Origin of the sequence: Bacillus sp. AM1(2019), assembly GCF_009906915.1 — a bacterium.
Lineage (GTDB): Bacteria > Bacillota > Bacilli > Bacillales > Bacillaceae > Bacillus > Bacillus velezensis.
This window is the reverse complement of the sequence record NZ_CP047644.1, coordinates 1179588-1199000: the sequence shown is the minus strand read 5'-3', so window position 1 is coordinate 1199000 and position 19413 is coordinate 1179588. Positions and strand designations below refer to the sequence as shown.

Here is a 19413-nt window from a genome sequence, read left to right as displayed (position 1 = left end):
ACCGGCACACGGTTCGGGCTTTACATGTGTTCAATTAATGTTCTCATATCGTCAGGCACCGGAGCGTGAAAAACGAGCGTTTCTCCGGTCATGGGGTGTACGAATGAAAGCCGCTCACTGTGAAGAGCCTGCCGCGCAATTCCCTCATTTTTTCCGCCGTACAGTGTATCACCGACTAACGGATGGCCGAGGTAGCTCATGTGCACCCGGATTTGATGCGTCCGCCCCGTTTCCAGCCGCAGGGCTGCAAGCGTAAACGCATGTCCCGCTTTTTCCGTTTGAAAATGCGTCACCGCTCGTTGTCCCTCCGGCGTTACCATCCGCTCAATAATACTGTCGTGTTTTCTTCCGATGGGCGCGTCCACCGTTCCTTCCTTCTGCGGCATGATGCCGTGTACGACAGCGAGATACCGCCTGCTGACAAGCCCCTTCTTCTGCGCTGCTGACAAAAGAGAATGGGAAAGCCGATGTTTGGCGATCAGCATCGCCCCCGATGTATCCCTGTCAAGGCGGGTGACAAGATGAACCGTTGATGGCACGCCGCTTTTCCGGTAGTGGCTGATCACTCCGTTAGCGATGCTTCCCGACGGGTGTTCTCTTGATGGAATTGAGGAGACATACGGCTGTTTATTGACCACAAGCACATGGTCATCTTCATAAAGAATATCAAGCGGAACCGGCTCAGGCAAAAGCGTTTCACTCACATGCTCCTTCGGAAATTCAATCTTAAGCACGTCTCCGTCCGCTAACACGGTGCGGACGGTTACATGCTCTCCGTTCACAAGCAGGTCTCCCCCGCCGAATTTAATGTCAGCGAGTAGCCGCTTTGAAATGCCGAGCTGCGCCGTATATTCTTTTATCGTCATGCCGGCTTCCCGGGCAGTCATGTTCTTTTGGATAAAAAAGTTGTCCAATCCGTTTCCTCTTTCTATTCGCCTTTTCCGATAAAGGAGTCCTGCACCCTTTTCCAAAACGGAAAAGGGCGGAATCTTGCAAATCTGACTTTTTCATTTGCCACACGGCATAGAATGGACTTGACATCCTTATGCAACAAGGTTAAATGATCAATTGTGACTTGAAAGTCGACGTCGTTTCTCGGTTTGATGACACAGTTATGATGATCGGGAAGCAAAAGCGGCGAGCCGACAGTCCTGAACACTCTGTTGTTAATGGATGCCATTTCCGCAAGCTGAATCGCTCTGATGGAAGGGTGGATGATTGCGCCGCCTAACGCCTTATTATAAGCCGTGCTTCCGGAAGGCGTGGACAGACATAAACCGTCTCCCCTGAACGTTTCAAACAGCTGGCCTTTAATTTCCACGTCAGCGACGAGACTGCCTTCTATGCTTTTGATCGTACATTCGTTCAAAGCCAGATACCGCTCCTCACGCTCTTCATCATGATAAGTGACAATCACCTCAAGAAGGGGATACTCCACGGTATGATACGGCGTTTTGGCGATGGCCAGAACGAGCTTTTCTATCTCCTGCGGAACCCAATCGGCATAAAAACCCAAATGCCCCGTGTGAACTCCGACAAACGCCGTTTTATCGAGACGGTCGCTGTACCTGTGAAATGCGTAAAGAAGCGTTCCGTCACCGCCGACGGAAATAACGATTTCCGGCTCTTTTTCATCCAAGGTCATATCAAAATCGAGTAAATACGCCTGTATTTTGCTTTTCAGTGTATCTGAAACCTCGTCTCCTTTTGAAGAAACGGCAAATTTCATGCCATTCCCCTCCTTTCCTACTGGCGGTCTCCCGCTTTTTTCTTTCGCGAGAACGCGGCTTGGGCTTCCTGGATTTCTCCGCGGATTTCTGACATTTCTTCATCGAGCCGGGATGCGGCTTCTGAGGCCCGCTGCAGCCTCAGCTTTACTTTTTCGGGAATGTTCCCGCTGTATTTGTAATTCAGTGAATGCTCAATGGTTGCCCAAAAGTTCATGGCAAGCGTCCGAATCTGTATTTCCACAAGAACGTGCTTTTCACCGGACGTTGTTTGTAAAGGATATAAAACGACAAGGTGGTAAGACCGATATCCGCTTTCCTTATGCTCTGCTATGTAATCCCGCTTATCGACAACGGTAAAATCTTTTCTGGCAAACAGCATATTTTTGACGATCTGGATATCATCGACAAATTGGCACATAATACGCAGCCCCGCGATATCCTGCATCGTTTCAATCTGATGAAGCGGTATGCTTTTTCGTCTCGCTTTTTCAAGTATGCTCGCCACCGGCTTCACGCGGCCTGTCACAAACTCAATCGGTGAGTGGTCATCTTCATACTCATAAAGGGTTCTGACGCCTTTCAGCTTCACCTTTAATTCTTCAACAGCCTGGCGGTATGGCGCTAGAAATTGCTCCCATTGTTTGTCATCCATCGTACATCCCCCAATTCCGAACCTGTTCTAAAGAAATACGTTTTTCACTTTTTCTTCCATATCTCCGTAGTTTGCATTATCTTTAATATTTTCAAGAAGATAATCGAGTTCTTCATGCAGCCCTGAAAGTTCAACCGTTTTTCCGCCGGCCTCAAGGACCGCCGGCTTTCTTTGGTCTAAGGCTTCTTTCAGATCCGGCCAGATATGTTCTTTTATAATGACATATTCAAAAGAGTCAGCTGATTCAAGTATGTATACAAAAGCAAAGTGATCGGAATCAACAAGCATTTGACCTGAGGCTTTGCGTTCCGCTCCGCTTAAGTCCTCTCCGCACTTCAAGCGGAGCGCGTCTTCTGTTAATGATGCATTTTGGATTTCAATTCTCTTTTGCATAATGTTCTCCTTTTTTAACAAAGTACAGCATTTATTTTATCATATCAAGGTCGATATTGATAAACGTAACCTCTAAAGAGATAATGGGAATTATACAATTTTTCGTCCTGAAAGGAAGACGGTCATGACCCAAGAAATAGAAATTGAATTCAAAAACCTGCTGACAAAATCAGAATTTCTGAAGCTGAGTGAAGCACTCTGCATGAAAGAACATGATTTTAAACAGCAGGTCAATCATTATTTCGACACGAAAGATTTTTCCCTGAAACAAAAAAAATCAGCACTCCGCATCCGAGAAAAAGACGGCGCGTTCGTCCTGACGTTAAAAGAGCCTGCTGCGGTCGGTCTGCTGGAAACGCATCAAGAGCTTGCGGCACCTGATCTTGACGTCTTCAAGATTCCGGAAGGCCCCGTCAAACGTCAGCTGGAAGGTCTCGGAATCAACTCAGAACACATTTGCTATTTCGGGACGCTGTCGACCGCACGCGCGGAAAAAGAATCAGAAAAAGGCTTAATCATTTTAGATCACAGCCGATATTTAGAGAAAGAAGACTTTGAATTGGAATTCGAGGCTGCTGACTGGGATGAAGGAAAACGGGCGTTTGAACAATTGCTCAAGCAATTCGGCATCCCAGAGCGGATCACGAAAAATAAAATCCAGCGTTTTTATGAACAGAAACAAAAAAAGGTGGAATGACACAGTGAATATAACGAATTGGGCGGCCCTTCTCCAGCTGCAATCAATGGCGCTGCAATCAATCTCTCATACAAGCACGGCTTCAGGCGGACAATCTTCAGAAAGCCCGCTTGCCAATTTCAGCGCGCTTCTCAGCCAGTATACGGACACAGCCGTCCGGGAGCAGCCGGAATCAGGGATTTTAAACGGTGTGCGGACCGCTCACGCTTCATATTCACCGAGAATTCCCGTTTCATCCGGTTCCGCGGCAGCTTCACAGACCGCTTCCCCAAGCATAAAGTCTGCGAATGCGGCTTCTGACATCAGCACCGGAAACTTTTCAATAGACAGCGCCATTCAGAAAGCGGCCGAAAAATACGGTGTGGACGAAAAGCTGATCCGCGCGGTTATTAAACAGGAATCAGGCTTTAATCCGAAAGCGGTCAGCGGTGCGGGGGCAATGGGACTGATGCAGCTCATGCCTTCCACGGCAGAATCACTCGGGGTGTCAAACCCGCTTGATCCCGTCCAGAACGCTGAGGGCGGCACGAAGTACTTAAAGCAGATGCTCACGAAATACGACGGAGATGTATCTCTCGCGTTAGCCGCCTACAACGCAGGCCCCGGCAACGTAGATCGGTACGGAGGCATTCCGCCGTTTAAGGAAACACAGCAGTATGTCAAAAACATAACCAAACAGTATTACGCGTAAACCAGAGAGGCTTCCTTCGCCCTCTGGTTTTTTTGCGGAGTGAAATCTTACACATGAATGAAGGCGATGTGATATGATATGAAATACAAGCGCCTGACAGAAAGGCACTTTGTTTGTAGAAATAAAATGTTATTGCTAAAATATACAGTAACTGAAGATAGTAAAACAAAAAGATAAATTCGCAATGGGAATTATGATTCCTATTAGCCATATAAAGGAGTAGTCAACATGGGACAATCGTTTAACGCACCATATGAAGCGATTGGAGAGGAACTTCTATCGCAACTTGTTGATACTTTTTATGAGCGTGTCTCGTCTCATCCCTTGCTGAAGCCGATATTTCCAAGTGATTTGACTGAAACGGCCAGAAAACAAAAGCAATTTTTAACCCAGTATTTGGGCGGACCTCCTCTTTATACTGAAGAGCACGGACATCCCATGCTCAGGGCAAGGCATCTCCCCTTTCCGATTACGGACGAGAGGGCTGATGCGTGGCTAAGCTGTATGAGCAAAGCGATGGATCAGGTCGGGCTGGAGGGCGATATTCGTGAATTTCTGTACGGGCGTCTGGAACTGACGGCCAGGCATATGGTAAACCAGTCAGAAGCGGAGGATCGATCATATTGACGAATTATCAGCATGAGCAATACTTCGCCCATTGCCACGGACATCCAAAAAAACCGCTCGAAATTTACATGTTTGTCGACCCTTTATGTCCTGAATGCTGGTCGCTGGAGCCCGCCATAAAAAAATTAAAAATCAAATACGGACGTTTTTTTACGCTGCGGATCATTGTTTACGCGAGCATTACATCGTTGAATAAGCAAAAACGGAAAAAACACCTTCTTGCCGAAGCTTGGGAAAAAATTGCGAACCGTTCCGGGATGCCCTGTGACGGAAGCCTTTGGCTCGAGCAGGATCAGCCTCTTTCATCGCCCTACCTTGCCGCACTCGCTTTAAAAGCGGCTGAACTGCAGGGAAGAAAAGCGGGCATTCTGTTTCTCCGCAGCATGCAGGAAAGCCTGTTTGTCTCCAAGCAGAATATTACAGATGAAGACGTTCTTTTAGAAATTGCCGAAAAGACGAAATTGGATGTTGAAGAATTCAAGCGCGACCTCCATTCGCAAAGCGCGGTAAAAGCGCTTCAGTGCGATATGAAAATCGCGGCGGAAATGGACGTCACCGTCAACCCGACATTGACGTTCTTTAACAGCCTGCATGATGATGAAGGGCTGAAGGTCCCCGGCAACTATTCTTATGACGTATACGAAGAGATCTTATTCGAAATGCTCGGGGATGAACCGAAGCCTTCTGAAACGCCGCCTTTGGAATGTTTCATTGAATATTTCCGGTTTGTCGCATCGAAAGAAATCGCACTCGTTTATGATTTGAGTCTAGAAGAAGTTGAAAAAGAAATGAAAAAACTGGCATTCGCCAAAAAGGTCGCCAGAGTGGAAGCAAAGCACGGTCTGTTTTGGAAATCTCTGGCCGGCACCCAGGAGGATGTCACCTGTTGTGATCATTAAAAAAAGCTGATTCCTTACGGAGCCGGCTTTTTTTGTGCAAATAAAGAAACCGCGCCGGGATAAGCGCGGTTTCATATGTCTTAACGACAACAAAGGGGATGGGAGAAATTTTTCACGGTCAAACAAAGGGGTAATGTTTGTTTGTGATCAATTTCACATCCTTATCATATCAAATCTTGTCGAGTTTTGACAAGCCATAAGATTAATGTTCATATTTTTGTCACAAAACATAACTGACTGCTTGTTTTCATAGAATATATCAATGAAAAACAAGGAGGGAAATCAATGCTCCGCACCGTATTGATCATCGGAATGATTGTGTTTTTCTTCTTTTTAAACCTGCTGGCCATGATGCACATGCTGCCGATTTACATTACATCTCCCCTGCTGTTTCTGTCCATATTGTTTGCCTTGTACCGGCTGAACCATAGAAAAACGTTTAAAGGGTTTTAGGAAAAGCCTGCGCATCTTATGCACAGGCTTTTTTGAATTACGAAGGGTTCACTTTCGAAAGAAGTTCTTCCATTTCATTCAGTTTCTCTTCAAACATTTTGCAGGCCGCCTCGATCGGTTCAGGCGATGTCATATCGACTCCCGCTTTTTTCAGTATGTCAATCGGATATTCCGAGCTTCCCGCTTTTAAGAATTCGGTATAGCGCTCCACCGCAGGCTGGCCTTCTTTTAAGATCTGGCTGCTCAGCGCTTGGGCCGCACTGTAGCCTGTCGCATATTGATACACATAATAATTGTAATAGAAGTGCGGAATTCTTGACCATTCCAGACTGATTTCTTTATCAATCACCATGTTGTCACCGAAATACTTTTTATTCAGATCATAATAAAGTTCGTTCAGCAGTTCAGGCGTCAGCGGCTCGCCTTCCTGCGCTTTCGTATGAATCAGATGCTCAAATTCAGCGAACATCGTCTGTCTGAACACTGTGCCTCTGAATCCTTCAAGCATATGGTTGAGCAGGTACAGACGCTGTTTTTCATCCTTTAAGCTGTTCAGCATATATTCACCGAGCAGCGCTTCATTAGTCGTTGAAGCGACTTCAGCGACAAAAATGCTGTAGTTACCGTATGGATACGGCTGATATTTTCTCGTATAGTAGCTGTGCACGGAATGGCCGAACTCGTGAACGAGCGTAAACAGATTATTGACATTATCATGCCAGTTCATCAAGATGTACGGATTCGTGCCGTATGTACCGGACGAATAAGCACCGCTGCGTTTTCCTTTGTTTTCGTATACATCGACCCAGCGGTTTTCAAGTCCTTCTTTTAAAATAGACGCGTATTCCTCGCCCAGCGGAGCAAGTCCTTTGAGCATATAATCTTTCGCTTCCTCATATGTGACCTTCATTCCCGAATCTTTTACGAGCGGTGTGTACAGGTCATAAATATGGACTTCATCAAGGCCGAGCACCTTTTTCCGCAGGTCAATGTAACGGTGTAATAACGGAAGATGTTTATTGATCGTTTTAATCAGGTTATCGTAAACTTCTTCAGGGATGCTGTTATTGGATAAAGCCGCTTCCCGTGCTGATTTATATTTTTTCACACGGGCGTAAAAATTATCTTTTTTCACAGTGCCGCTGAGTGTAGTCGCCATCGTGTTTTTATACTGTCCGTATGTTTTATATACGGCTTCAAATGCGTTTTTGCGGACTTCACGATTGCTGCTTTCCAGGAAATTAATAAAGTTGCCGTGGGTGATTTGAGTTTCCTTGCCGTTTTCATCTTTAATCGACGGAAATGTAATATCGGCGTTATTTAAAACGCTGAATGTATTGGAAGGCGACGACAGCGCTTCTGAGGCTTCCGCAAGCAGGGCCTCTTCTTGTTCGCTCAGCACGTGCGGACGCTGTTTTGTAATTTCTTCAATTGCATGGGAGTAAAGCTTAAGCTCTTCTTTTTCGAGAATAAACTGGTGCAGCTTGTCCTCCTGAATCGCCAGAATTTCCGGTTCAATGTAAGCAGTCGCGCTTGCAGCCTGAGAATACAGGCTTGCGGCTTTGTCGTTCAGCCCTTGGTAGAAAGAATTTCCCGTATCCTGGTCTGAGCGCATATGCGCGTATGCATAAAGTTTCCCAAGGCGGTTCGTCACTTCATCCTGTGCCGTAAGCGCCGCGTATAAATTATCAGCCGAATGAGCAAGTGTGCCTTTAAAAGAAGATAAATTCGGGATTAATTCTTTAACTGCTTGAAATTCTTTATTCCAGGCCTCATCACTAGGAAAAATATCCTCTAGTCTCCATGTATGCTCTGCCTTTACTTCACTTCTGTCAGGCAGCTGTGCTGCTTTATTTTCCTTAGTCATGGTGATCCCCCTCGTTTTCTTTACTTCAAGCCAATTGAAAAAACGATTGTTTCTCCAAAAACTTGTGTTGTGATTATCTTCCGGCTTTTCACTGCCTTTTGTCAAATCATATGCGGCATATAAGACCGAGCATACCAATAATACAGTGAAAAAACGAAAACAAAATGCTTGTACGCCCCTCACATTCGCCACCACCTTGACGTTAGGGTGAACGAAATGAAGCATTCTCATTCCCCAAAAAAGAGCAGATCCCGCCGGCGCAGCTCTTCTGCCGTTTGAGGGCGCTTCCATTGAGATGAGGGCATATATACTTCATTCTCAATTTCCCTTAAAAAATCCTGCAAGCATAAGAAATCAGCATATTGTTTTACCGCCATTCCGATAAGGCTATCTTGTGAACCATACCTCATCCGGATCTCCTTACGCCTGATTTTTTGCCGTAAATCATGAACCATGCCGGATAATCGGATTGACGCGCCTTTTTTAGAAAGTTCCGCAATCCGTAAGTATAAATGGCCCTGCCACACAAAAACGGGACTTGCAAAAACAAAGCCCGCTGAAACGGGAATAAACACTTCAGATGGGAGAAATGGAAATGCAACCTGATGTCTTTCGTAAAAAAGACGCCGGATAAGACCGGCATCTTCAGATAAAAACCGCCCGCTTTTGTTGCGGAAGCCGGCTACGGCACGTCCCCACGAGGGAAGTCTGACGCTGTGCCGCCCTTCCGGATGACAAATGTCTTTCAGGTTTGCTTTGTGAAGAGGGATTGCGGTTAAGCCGGCATAAGAATAGCCGGTGTAAAACGGAGTGATGGAATGCAGCCTGTAAAAGGAGCGGGCGTCGGGGCAGTAAAACAGTAAGGAGGAAAATGAATGGACTTCAAAGAACTGCCAGTGAAAAGCAGAAAGCCGGAAAAATTGCGTGGCCATCCGTTTTAACCGTTTTGCCCCGATGATCCAGACCGGCCGGTAACCGGCATTTTTCAGGCCTGCCGTCCGGCTCTTTAAAGAGTCCGCCGAAAGGTTCGCACATTGAAATTCAAAAGCCAGCCTCTCTTCTCCGCTTACTGCCGTCAAGTCAGGCCGCTGTCCAGCGGAAGTCAGATACGGTTCCAGGCTGACACTGCACCCTTGTGTCTTTAGCCAGAGAAAAAGCTGCCTTTTTCCTTCCAGATGGTATTCGCTTTCGGGTTCGGATTCCCCCGGACACAGCCTGCTTTTTTTATGAGCGAAGTGCGGCAGTTTCTCCCGTCCCAGTTTGATATCAAGCTCACTTTTGCAAACAGGGCAGAACCAGCTTTTCTTTCTCAGCTCCGCCGCTTTTTCCTTTGAATAGCTTCCGGCCAGCTGAATGAGCCGTCCGTCGGCAGTCACAGCACTGAACATGTTGCATCTTCTCCTTTCCTGAATCTTGTTGTATTCAGCAGGAAGAAGGCATAATCCTGTTTGCGGATGAGAGCCCGTTATACGGTTTTCAGCCGTTCATCGTGTCATTCAGAACAAAAAAAACCGATTTCTGCTGAGAGAAATCGGTTTGTTATGATGCAAAGTGTTTTTTTATTGTATATAACGCATGATCAGCGATCACCAATTTGCCGTATTCTTCAAGACGGTGAATGCTGACTGATGATTCGTGCGCGTACTCCAACAGGATGCTTAGCTGATTTTCAACCTCTTCATCAGTTTGCTCATAAAAATCTGCATATAAATAATATCGGTCTTCAAACGAATACAGGGTCGTTTTGATTCCGTTAAGATTCAATTTTGATAGCGAGATGAGATCCTCAAAATCATCGAACCGCAAAGTGAACTGAAGCTTTTGCTCCTTATCTTCCCGGCTCTCGGCCTGCTCTTCTTTCTGGAAATCATCAAGTAAAGCATCGAGATTTTCATCTGCCGGCTCTTGTTTTTTATCTTCCGGGATCGGCAGTTCGAGTTTTTGTCCGTCCTTGGAAAGCTGGGCTTTTGTTACGATTATTTCCAGTCCTTTGTCCAATGCCTGAACCTGAATCCAAAGAGGACCCTCGACAGCGAATTCTTCTTCATCATGCACTTCATCCATGACTTCCCAGAACAGTTCTTCACTGCGCTCGCGATTGTACCAGATTTCTTCTCTGTCAAAACCGCGATCTTCAATATCACCATAAGACATATAAAATTTTACAGTATGCTCATTAATTCTTTCTATTTCCATTTTGCCAACCTTCCCTTCTTTATAAGATGTTGAAGGGACATCTAAGCTCCCGATGAATAGTACTTTACTACACTTTACCCATTCCGTCCACATCTTAACCTTATAGAGGACAGCGCAAATTCTTTATATTTCTATTTTATGATAAAACAGTTATAAAAGAAATAAAAAAGCATTTTCACACCGAAAAACAGGCTTTCTCCCGGTTCCCATCATAAATAGCACACTGCTTCATATATTAGCTGTACAAGCAATCGATCTATAAGCGAGGTGTTATCATGCCGCACGATTACCTGCTGTCCCTTCTGCTTATTATCGGGATTGACCTTATTCTCGGCGGTGACAATGCCGTCGTCATCGCGATGGCCAGCCGGAATCTGGCTCATAAACAAAGACAGCAAGCGATCATCTTCGGAACGTTTATCGCGGTCGTCTTGAGAATCGTTCTGACGAGCGCTGCGGTCTATTTATTGAATGTTCCTTTTTTACAATGCGCAGGCGGGGTATTTTTATTGTATCTCGGCTATCAGCTTCTGATTGAGAAGAAAGATGCGCAGCATGTGAAAAGCAGTTCTTCTCTTTGGAAAGCCATCCGCACAATCGTTCTGGCTGATATCTTTATGTCGCTTGACAATGTCATCGCAGTAGCCGGCGCTTCTCACGGTGAGCTGACACTTGTAGTGATCGGCCTCTTCATCTCGGTGCCGATTATCATTTGGGGCAGCAAGCTCGTTCATGCCGCCATGGACAAAATGCCTTTATTGATGTACGCCGGGAGCGGTCTTCTCGCATTTACCGGCGGTGAAATGATTGCCGGAGACAGCAAGCTGTCATTTTTCATGGCAGAACACGGCATTATACAAATGATGCTGCCGATTTTGACCGTCGTTTTTGTTATCCTCGCCAGTATGATTTACCAGCAGACTGAAAAATAACAAAAAGCCCAAACCGCGATGGTTTTGGGCTTTTTCCATGCTTATCGTAAGCTTATATCAGTTGGCAAGACGCTGTGCTTCTCTTAATTGGAAAGAACGCACTTTTCTTGGCAGGAATCGTCTGATTTCATCTTCGTTATAGCCGACTTGCAGACGTTTTTCATCAATGATGATCGGACGGCGGAGCAGTCCCGGATGCTCATTGATCAAAGTATATAAGTCTTGAAGCGGCATAGATTCAACATTTACGTTCAGTTTCTGGAATACTTTAGAACGGGTAGAGATAATTTCATCCGTACCGTCTTCAGTCATACGCAGAATCTGCTTGATCTCATCAATTGATAACGGCTCGGAGAAAATGTTTCTCTCTACAAACGGAATCTCGTGCTCTTCAAGCCAAGCTCTTGCTTTTCTGCATGACGTACAGCTAGGTGATGTGTATAATGTAACCATTAATCTTCACTCCTCTAATTAGTAGGATGAACATGTTTGTATTCTCAAATTGAAATGACTTTAAAAAAGGAATCTTTATAGGTATTATACTATAAAAAAGTAAGTGTGAACAGTCTCCTGAGAAAAAAATGTGTCAATCCGGCAAATTTACGGCTGGCGGATTTTTCCCCATTCTCAATTAGCTCAGCTGATCGAAAATGTTTTTTCGTTTTTTCTCATCAATGACTTTGAGAACTTCATCCGTTTTTTCGTATGATTCTCCGTACCATTTTTCATCTTTATAAGTGTGAATGTTTTCATATGTCTGTTTCATCGCTTCAAACATTTCTTCTTCTGATTCCGTCTTAGGTGACCAGTACAGAATCTCCATTTTGTTCACTTCATTCGTAGCCAATGACCGGCGCCGATACCCGATTGACTGCGCGTGCTTGAAATGCTCTCTTTGATAAAAACGCAAGCGTTTCTGTGTATCCGTGTCATCCTCGTCAACAGGCTCCACCTCAAGCAGAATCGGCTTGTTTTTCTTTTTCAGCCTGCCGATCAGCTTGCTTCCGAGGCCTTGTCCTCTGGATTTCTTTGACACAAACAGGTAATCAATAAAGATGAAAGAGTCAAATTCCGCATACATCAGCACGTGGTACTGCCCCTCTTCTTTATGATAAACATCGCTTTGCTCCTTTAACAGAGCTTCCATATGCGCTTTTGATTTCATTTCTTCAATCGGAAAATATTCACTCAGCTTTTCGTACCAGTTCATTCATTTGCTCCTTATGGGTTCGTTGTCTTCACACTTTTAGATATACCCCATTTCCGATTGTTTAAACAATCTTACATCTATTAAGACGTGTGATCCTTTAACATGGTTTCAATTTTTTTAAAATGGTGTGTAATCGACGTTTTTGGTATAGCGGTTTGCCGCGTCCCACAATAAAAATTCGTCAATTCCTTCATCATGCAGCGCTTTAACCTGGTCTTCCACCTGGCGTTTTCCGTACTTTTGATAATTTCCGCTGCCGAGATATGATGCCGTGAAATCCTGAAGCCACGGGCGCGATACAGGCGGGTGTTTCAGCTTAGACAGTTTTTTATTTTCCACCTTCGCGTATTCTTTGACGACATTGTAAGGCTCAAGATCCGGTTTATCAATGCCGAAATAGCTTGTCCAATGGCTCGGATAAATCATGGATGAAATGACATCGACCTGTTCTGAAATCTTGCTGAAATTCTGGCCGATCCCCGGCGCTTCCGGCAGCGTGGCAGAATAGCCGAAAATATCAACCGACACATCCGCGCCGTACGGCTTGAGTTTTTTCTTCGCATAACCGACAAAATCGGTGACGGCGTGAACGCGTTTTTGCACATTGCTGTCTGCTGTTTTCCCGTAATCTCCGTGTCCGTATGTCAGTTCGTCATCACGTTTTTCAAATCCTTCAGGAAAACGGACATAATCAAACTGAATTTCTTGAAACCCCATCTTTACGGCTTGTTTTGCAATCTTTACATTGTAATCCCATACTTCTTTCATAAACGGATTAACGAACGATTCGCCGCGGCCGTTTTTCCAGACACTTCCGTTTTTTTCTTTAAAGGACCACTCCGGCTTTTCGTTCGCGAGTTCGCTGTCTTTAAATACGACAATACGCGCGATCGGATAGATCTTTTTTTCCTCCAGCTTTTTCATCATCTTTTTTGGGTCTTTGATGTATGGCTTGGCGATTTTGGCATACTCAGAATGGCCGTCCGGCTTAAAGGTGAGGTTTCCGTTGTCGTCCTTGACATCAATCACCATTGTATTGAGCTCCGTTTTGTCCACAAAGTCTGTCAGCTCCCCGAATTTGCTTCCTCCCGCCGAATGCCCTGTGACGTAAATGCCCCGCACCTTATCAGGATGTGTAAAATGCAGCCCTGACGGATAAGCGAACCGTGCATTTGATTTCGGCAGTTCTTTTTCAGCCAGCGCTATTTTTACAAGCGGCTGCTCCTCTTTCACAGCGGCGTGGGCCGGATAAGCGGCTGCACTGATAAACAGTCCCGCACAAATGGCGCACAAAATGGTTTTCATACTGATCTCCCCCTTTTTTTCCATTATAGAAAAACGGGAGCAGGCTTAATAAACTTGAATGTGCGCAAAAAAATCCTCCAAGACTGAGTCTTGGAGGATGATACTTTTATAGGTAGGTTTTAAATTCAGCTTCAGTGCACATGACAAAATGTCCCGGTTTCACTTCTCTAAATTCCATTTTTTCTCCTTCTTGGAGCTGGTGAACTGCCGGATCGTATTTCTTTCGCATGCGATTTCTTTCATAGTCCGGATCAGGGAGCGGGATAGCGGACAGCAATGATTTCGTATATGGGTGAAGCGGGTTTTCGTAAAGCTCATCCGCCGGCGCAAGCTCCACCAATTTTCCGAAATACATGACGCCAATGCGGTCGCTGATGTATTTGACCATTGATAAATCATGGGCGATAAACAGGTAAGTGAGCCCTTTTTCTTTCTGCAATTCTTTCATTAAATTGACGACTTGCGCCTGAATGGAGACGTCAAGCGCCGAAATCGGTTCGTCCGCGATGATAAACTCCGGATCAACCGCCAGCGCTCTGGCGATTCCGATACGCTGGCGCTGTCCGCCCGAAAATTCATGCGGGTAGCGGTTGGCGTGCTCTTTATTTAAACCGACCGTTTCCAGCAGTTCGTGAACCCGCTGCATCCGCTCTTTTTTCGTTTTTGCCAGGCGGTGAATATCTATTCCCTCGGCAATAATGTCGGCGACTGTCATTCTCGGATTTAAAGATGCGTACGGATCCTGGAAAATCATCTGCATTTTCCGGTTAAACTCCAGCAGCTTCTTGCGGGATTTTTTCCCGTGGACATTTTCCCCGTTAAAGAGAACTTCCCCGCCGGTTGCCTCATACAGCCGGATAATGCTGCGGCCCGTCGTTGATTTACCGCAGCCTGATTCTCCGACAAGGCCGAGCGTTTCGCCTTTATAAATATCAAATGACAAATCATCTACGGCTTTTACCGTTCCTTTCTGCGTGAAAAAATGCTGTTTTAAGTGTTTGATTTCGAGAAGTTTCTCAGTCATTTTTTTCACCTTCCTTCATTAAAACAGGATGCTGATACGTATTCGGAAGCTGACGGATTTTAGCCTTCACCGCTTCAGGGGGCTCGACCTTAGGCGCATCAGGATGCAGAAGCCACGATTTCACAAAATGCGTATCAGACACTTTATACATCGGCGGTTCCTGTTCAAAGTCAATTTTCATCGCATATGAGCTGCGGAGCGCAAATGCATCCCCTTTCGGAGGATTCGTCAGATCAGGCGGCGTGCCCGGGATGGCCGTCAGTTTTTCCTGATCGGTGCTGTCCAGGCTGGGCATTGAGGCAAGCAGCCCCCACGTATACGGATGGCGCGGATCATAAAAGATTTCATCCACCGTGCCCGATTCGACGACCTGACCTGCGTACATGACGGCGACCCGGTCGGCGACATTGGCGACAACGCCAAGATCATGCGTGATAAAAATGATAGACGTATCAATTTTCTTTTGCAGATCTTTCATCAGCTCAAGGATCTGTGCCTGAATCGTCACATCAAGCGCTGTTGTCGGTTCATCGGCAATTAACAGTTTCGGATTTGCCGCAAGCGCCATCGCGATGACGACACGCTGTCTCATCCCGCCTGAAAATTCATGGGGGAATTGGCCGATCCGTTTTTCGGGCATCGGAATCCCGACGAGATCAAGCAGCTCTATGGCGCGCTTTTTCGCCGCTTCACTTGAGATTTTTTCATGTTTGAAAAGCACTTCCGTAATTTGTTTGCCGACTCTCATCGTCGGGTTCAGAGAGGTCATCGGGTCTTGGAAAATCATTCCGATGTCCTTTCCTCTGATGGCCTGCATTTCTTTTTCAGACATCGGCACGATATCGCGTCCGTCAAAAAGAATCTGTCCTCTTTTAAAGTAGCCCGGCGGCATCGGGATCAGCTTCATAATCGCTTGGGAGGTCACACTTTTTCCGGAACCCGACTCCCCCACGATCGCAAGCGTCTCTCCTTTATTCAAATGGAAATTCACGCCGCGGATTGCCTGTACCTCTCCGCCGTATGTTTTAAATGAAATGGCTAAGTCTTTTACTTCTAGCAAGCGTGTCACTCATATCACTCCTTATTTGCGTAACTTAGGATCCAGCGCGTCTCTTAACCCATCGCCGACAACGTTAAAGCCGAACATCGCCAGGCAGATAAAGCCGGCAGGGAAGAACAGACGCCAAGGGTAATAGGTTAATGCAGGCAATCCGTCTGAGGCCATCGTTCCCCAGCTCGCAAGCGGCGCAGGTACGCCGAGGCCCAAATAACTTAAAAACGCTTCTGTAAAAATCGCCGTCGGAACCGTCAGTGTCATCGTTACGAGGATAGAGCCCATCGCGTTCGGGACGATATGCTTAAACAAAAGCCGGCCGGTTTTGGCGCCGAGTGTCTGTGAAGCAAGCACATACTCCTGATTCTTTAATTGCAGCACCTGTCCGCGGACGATTCTCGCCATATTGATCCAGCCCGTGATTGTCATGGCGACGATAATGGTGAGCAATCCTTTCGGCAGGACAACCATCAGCAAAATAACCATTAATAATGAAGGAACAGCCCACAGAATGTCGGCGATGCGCATCATCACTTCATCTGTGCGTCCGCCGCGGAATCCGGAAATGCTGCCCCAGATTACGCCGATTAATAAATCAAGCACGGCAGCTGCGACACCGATAAAGATGGAAATCCGCGCGCCCACCCATGTCCGGACGAATATATCCCTTCCAAGGTCATCCGTGCCGAACCAATGATCTTTCGACGGCGCTTTATCCGCATTTAATAGATTGGTAGTCGCATAATCATACCTTGAAAAGACAGGCGCAAAAATCGCCATCAGAATAATAAGAACGATCAGTACGAACCCGACCATCGCAAGCTTATTGCTGCGGAAGCGGAGCATGGCGTCTTTCCAGAGGGAAAGGCTTTTTTTATTTATTTTTTCGGCATCGCCGGCATTAGCTGAAGCTGGTTCAAACATATTTTTAGGAATGTTCTGCATGGTCTAGGCTCCTTTCTTTGCTTTGGAAAGCTTGATTCTCGGATCGATTAATCCGTACAGCACGTCTACAATTAATACGCATAAAAGCAGGAGCACGCTGAAGAACACGGTAACTCCCATAATGACCGTATAATCACGGTTTGTAATGCTGTTTACAAAATGCGCGCCTAAACCGGGAATTCCGAAAATGGATTCAATGATGAAACTTCCCGTTAAAATGGATGCCGCCATCGGCCCCATATATGTCACGACCGGCAAAAGCGCGTTTCGAAGCGCATGGCGCACGGTGACTGACGGACGGGAAAGTCCTTTAGCTTTTGCAGTCCGTATGTAATCGCTGTTTAACACTTCAATCATGCTTGAACGGGAGAGTCTGGCAATGAACGCCATCGGCATGGAAGCGAGCGCAATAGAGGGCAGAAAGGTGTATGCCCAGGATTCCCACCCTGCGACCGGGAACAGTTCTAATTTAATTGAGAAAATATATTGCAAAATCGTCGCCAATATAAAGCTCGGAACTGAGATCCCAAAGATCGTTAAAATCGCAATGGTATAATCCTGCCATTTATTATGGTACAGGGCAGCAAGCACCCCGAAAAGCACACCGAACGCTAAAGCGAGGAGAATAGCTTCTGCACCGAGAGTGAATGAGACGGGGAAGCCTGAATTGATTAAATCATTAACACTTTGGCCTTTATATTTAAAAGAAGGTCCGAAGTCCCACATCGCCACAGATTTTAAGTAGCTGGCATATTGAACGAAAAGAGGCTTGTCCAGGCCATAGTGTTCGTTTAAGTTTGCCTCAATTTCAGGCGGCAGCTTTCTTTCGCCGGAAAATGGTCCGCCCGGCGCTGCCTGCATTAAGAAGAATGTGGCGGTCACAATCACAAACAATGTGATGATCATGTAAATGAATCGTTTACCGATATATTTCAGCAAGGTGAACACCTCCATGTTTTTTACAATTTTATACGTAATCAGTAAGAAAGGTATATGGGGACATCCTCCCCATATACCTTGGGTCTTTTGTTTTCAGAACCGTCTTTTATTCAAAAGAAGCGTTTCTGAAGTAAACTTCGCCTGTCCCGGTCAAGATTACATTTTTGAGGTTTTTATCCTGCACCCAAGGATCCGTATAGAAATAAACTGGCGCGACCGGCATTGCGTCAATAAAGATCTTTTCTGCTTTTTTCAGCTCTTCGATACGTTTATCCGGATCCGTTTCAAGCTGAGATTGGTTCAGCAGCTTTTTAAACTCAGGATCTTCCCATCCGGTATCATTGTTTCCGCCTTCTTTATCACGGAACAATTCAAGGAAGTTGATCGGATCGTTGAAATCGCCGAGCCAGCCCATACGCCCGATTTGGTAGTTCTGGCTGTGCAGCTTGTCGATGTAAACATTCCATTCGGAGTTATCAAGCTCAACTTTGACGCCTAAGTTCTTTTTCCACATTTCCTGTACGGCCTGCGCGATTTTCGCATGCGCGTCATCCGTATTGTAGGACAGTTTGATCGCCGGAAGGTCAGAGGCATTCTTGACGCCTAATTCCTTCAGTCCTTTATTTAAGAATTCTTTAGCTGATTTGACGTCATTGTCTTTGAAATAACCTTTTGTGTTATCCTTGAATCCCTTCATTGACGGCGGCACCGCAGCCATGGCCGGGATCTGTTCGCCCTGCGTTACATTTTTTACGATGGACGAGCGGTCGATCGCATAAGCAAGGGCTTTACGGATGTTGACATTGTTCAGCGGTTTCTCTTCTGTGTTGAATTTGTACCAATACACGCCTGCGATCGGTTCAACGTGAAGAGATCCGTCTTTTTTCAATGTCGGCAATGATTCAGTCGGAAGCTGGCCGAGCGGCATTCCTGCCCAGTCAAGCTCACCGGCCTGGAATTTTTTCAGTTCGGTGTTGTTATTGTTAATCATCACCATGTTGATTTTCTTCAATTTCACAGCGTCTTTATCCCAATATTGATCGTTCTTTTCGAGCGTGATGGAACCGCTGTGTTTCCAGGCCGTCATTTTGAACGGGCCGTTTGACACATAATTTTCGCCCGCGTTTGTGTTCCAGTTTTTATGTTTTTCCGCGATTTTCTTGTTGATCGGCATATACGTATAGAATGAAGTTAATTGCGTGAAATAAGGTGTCGGGTTATTCAGTTCAACCTTTAATGTTTTGTCATTTACGGCTTTTACGCCTACATCATCAATCTTGCCTTTTCCTGTATTGGCAGCTTCAGCGCCTTTAATGTAGTAGAGCTGATAAGCGTATTGTGATTCGTTGTTCGGGTCAAGCGCCCATTTCCACGCATATTCAAAATCCTGCGCCGTCACAGGGTCGCCGTTAGACCATTTCGCACCGTCACGAATCGTAAATGTATAGGTCTTTCCGTCTTTGCTTGTTTCAATTTTAGATGCCATTCCTTCTTCAGGCTCACCTTTGGAGTTTACGCGTGTCAATCCTTCAAAAGTCTGGCGGATTACGCCTCCTGAAACGGAATCATTCGCTAAACCCGGATGCAGTGAGAACGGCTCGGTTTTAATATTGATATTAAGTGAAGTCTGTCCTTTGGTGTCTTTTTTACCGCCGCCTGATCCGCCGCTGAATCCGCCGCACGCACTTAATACAAGCGAGAAGATAAGCATCAAACCTACAATAGACCAACGCTTTTTCATGCACTAACCCCCTAATCAAATTTTTCAGCCTTTACTACTAAATACTCAGAAATATCAG

At 45.8% G+C, this 19413-nt stretch carries 21 protein-coding genes; 6 read left to right on the top strand and 15 right to left on the bottom strand.

The annotated features are described in order from the left end of the window. Positions 1–20: 20 nt before the first annotated feature. From GNE05_RS06180 to GNE05_RS06165, 4 genes are read right to left on the bottom strand one after another with little or no spacing between them, the layout of a single operon-like run. A complete protein-coding gene (locus GNE05_RS06180) occupies positions 21–914 on the bottom strand; it encodes an RluA family pseudouridine synthase (RefSeq protein ID WP_103526997.1) in 894 nt (297 codons plus the stop codon). 14 nt (positions 915–928) lie between these two features. Next, on the bottom strand, positions 929–1729 hold the full coding sequence (locus GNE05_RS06175) for an NAD kinase (protein WP_003155018.1): 801 nt from the start codon (positions 1727–1729) through the stop codon (positions 929–931). Between the two features lie 17 nt (positions 1730–1746). Continuing rightward, on the bottom strand, positions 1747–2382 hold the full coding sequence (gene yjbM / locus GNE05_RS06170; RefSeq protein WP_003155019.1) for a GTP diphosphokinase: 636 nt from the start codon (positions 2380–2382) through the stop codon (positions 1747–1749). 27 nt (positions 2383–2409) lie between these two features. Next, a complete protein-coding gene (locus tag GNE05_RS06165; protein WP_012117290.1) occupies positions 2410–2775 on the bottom strand; it encodes a UPF0738 family protein in 366 nt (121 codons plus the stop codon). Positions 2776–2899: 124 nt separating this feature from the next. Between GNE05_RS06165 and GNE05_RS06160 the strand changes: the two genes are divergently transcribed. The 5 genes from GNE05_RS06160 (at position 2900) to GNE05_RS20950 (ending at position 6142) form a co-directional block, all read left to right on the top strand. After that, positions 2900–3472 (top strand): CYTH domain-containing protein, encoded by a 573-nt coding sequence (locus GNE05_RS06160; protein ID WP_021494986.1) that lies wholly within the window; start codon positions 2900–2902, stop codon positions 3470–3472. A 4-nt stretch (positions 3473–3476) separates the two neighbouring features. After that, positions 3477–4163 carry a lytic transglycosylase domain-containing protein gene (locus GNE05_RS06155; protein ID WP_160182563.1) on the top strand — a complete coding sequence of 229 codons (687 nt, stop codon included), beginning with the start codon at positions 3477–3479 and terminating at the stop codon, positions 4161–4163. A 228-nt stretch (positions 4164–4391) separates the two neighbouring features. Further along, complete coding sequence (locus tag GNE05_RS06150; RefSeq protein ID WP_003155023.1) at positions 4392–4790, top strand: globin domain-containing protein; 399 nt, start codon at positions 4392–4394, stop codon at positions 4788–4790. Continuing rightward, on the top strand, positions 4787–5689 hold the full coding sequence (spxH, locus tag GNE05_RS06145; protein ID WP_160182562.1) for a protease adaptor protein SpxH: 903 nt from the start codon (positions 4787–4789) through the stop codon (positions 5687–5689). Before GNE05_RS06150 ends, spxH begins: the two co-directional genes overlap by 4 nt. A 285-nt stretch (positions 5690–5974) precedes the next feature. Further along, positions 5975–6142: a hypothetical protein gene (locus GNE05_RS20950; RefSeq protein WP_003155026.1), complete on the top strand. Its 168-nt coding sequence runs from the start codon at positions 5975–5977 to the stop codon at positions 6140–6142. 37 nt (positions 6143–6179) lie between these two features. Here GNE05_RS20950 and pepF read toward each other — a convergent pair whose 3' ends face one another. From pepF to mecA, 3 genes are all read right to left on the bottom strand, one after another. After that, positions 6180–8009, bottom strand: coding sequence for an oligoendopeptidase F (gene pepF, locus GNE05_RS06140; RefSeq protein WP_154817838.1), 1830 nt, complete (start codon positions 8007–8009; stop codon positions 6180–6182). Positions 8010–8236: 227 nt separating this feature from the next. Next, entirely contained in the window at positions 8237–9397 is a 1161-nt protein-coding gene (locus tag GNE05_RS06135; protein ID WP_160182561.1) for a competence protein CoiA family protein, read from the bottom strand. A gap of 151 nt (positions 9398–9548) precedes the next feature. Beyond that, a complete protein-coding gene (gene mecA, locus GNE05_RS06130; protein ID WP_003155032.1) occupies positions 9549–10205 on the bottom strand; it encodes an adaptor protein MecA in 657 nt (218 codons plus the stop codon). A 275-nt stretch (positions 10206–10480) separates the two neighbouring features. Here mecA and GNE05_RS06125 point away from each other — a divergent pair, with 275 nt between their 5' ends. Further along, on the top strand, positions 10481–11137 hold the full coding sequence (locus tag GNE05_RS06125; RefSeq protein WP_014417421.1) for a TerC family protein: 657 nt from the start codon (positions 10481–10483) through the stop codon (positions 11135–11137). Between the two features lie 57 nt (positions 11138–11194). On the opposite strand, the gene spx is transcribed toward GNE05_RS06125, so the two are convergent. The 8 genes from spx to GNE05_RS06085 form a co-directional block, all read right to left on the bottom strand. Then, positions 11195–11590 carry a transcriptional regulator Spx gene (spx, locus tag GNE05_RS06120; protein ID WP_003155034.1) on the bottom strand — a complete coding sequence of 132 codons (396 nt, stop codon included), beginning with the start codon at positions 11588–11590 and terminating at the stop codon, positions 11195–11197. A gap of 178 nt (positions 11591–11768) precedes the next feature. Beyond that, the gene (locus GNE05_RS06115; protein ID WP_007409110.1) at positions 11769–12347 is read right to left on the bottom strand and encodes a GNAT family N-acetyltransferase; all 579 of its coding nucleotides are present in this window, start codon (positions 12345–12347) and stop codon (positions 11769–11771) included. Between the two features lie 117 nt (positions 12348–12464). Continuing rightward, positions 12465–13652, bottom strand: a complete 1188-nt coding sequence (locus GNE05_RS06110; RefSeq protein ID WP_160182560.1) for a putative glycoside hydrolase — start codon at positions 13650–13652, stop codon at positions 12465–12467. A 106-nt stretch (positions 13653–13758) separates the two neighbouring features. Beyond that, on the bottom strand, positions 13759–14676 hold the full coding sequence (gene oppF / locus GNE05_RS06105) for an oligopeptide ABC transporter ATP-binding protein OppF (protein WP_017417453.1): 918 nt from the start codon (positions 14674–14676) through the stop codon (positions 13759–13761). Next, entirely contained in the window at positions 14669–15745 is a 1077-nt protein-coding gene (locus GNE05_RS06100) for an ABC transporter ATP-binding protein (RefSeq protein WP_003155039.1), read from the bottom strand. Before GNE05_RS06100 ends, oppF begins: the two co-directional genes overlap by 8 nt. A gap of 12 nt (positions 15746–15757) precedes the next feature. Further along, entirely contained in the window at positions 15758–16675 is a 918-nt protein-coding gene (oppC, locus tag GNE05_RS06095) for an oligopeptide ABC transporter permease OppC (RefSeq protein ID WP_007409113.1), read from the bottom strand. A gap of 3 nt (positions 16676–16678) precedes the next feature. Beyond that, positions 16679–17614: an ABC transporter permease gene (locus GNE05_RS06090; RefSeq protein ID WP_014417417.1), complete on the bottom strand. Its 936-nt coding sequence runs from the start codon at positions 17612–17614 to the stop codon at positions 16679–16681. A gap of 106 nt (positions 17615–17720) precedes the next feature. Next, positions 17721–19355 (bottom strand): peptide ABC transporter substrate-binding protein, encoded by a 1635-nt coding sequence (locus tag GNE05_RS06085; RefSeq protein ID WP_025284554.1) that lies wholly within the window; start codon positions 19353–19355, stop codon positions 17721–17723. Positions 19356–19413: the final 58 nt, after the last annotated feature.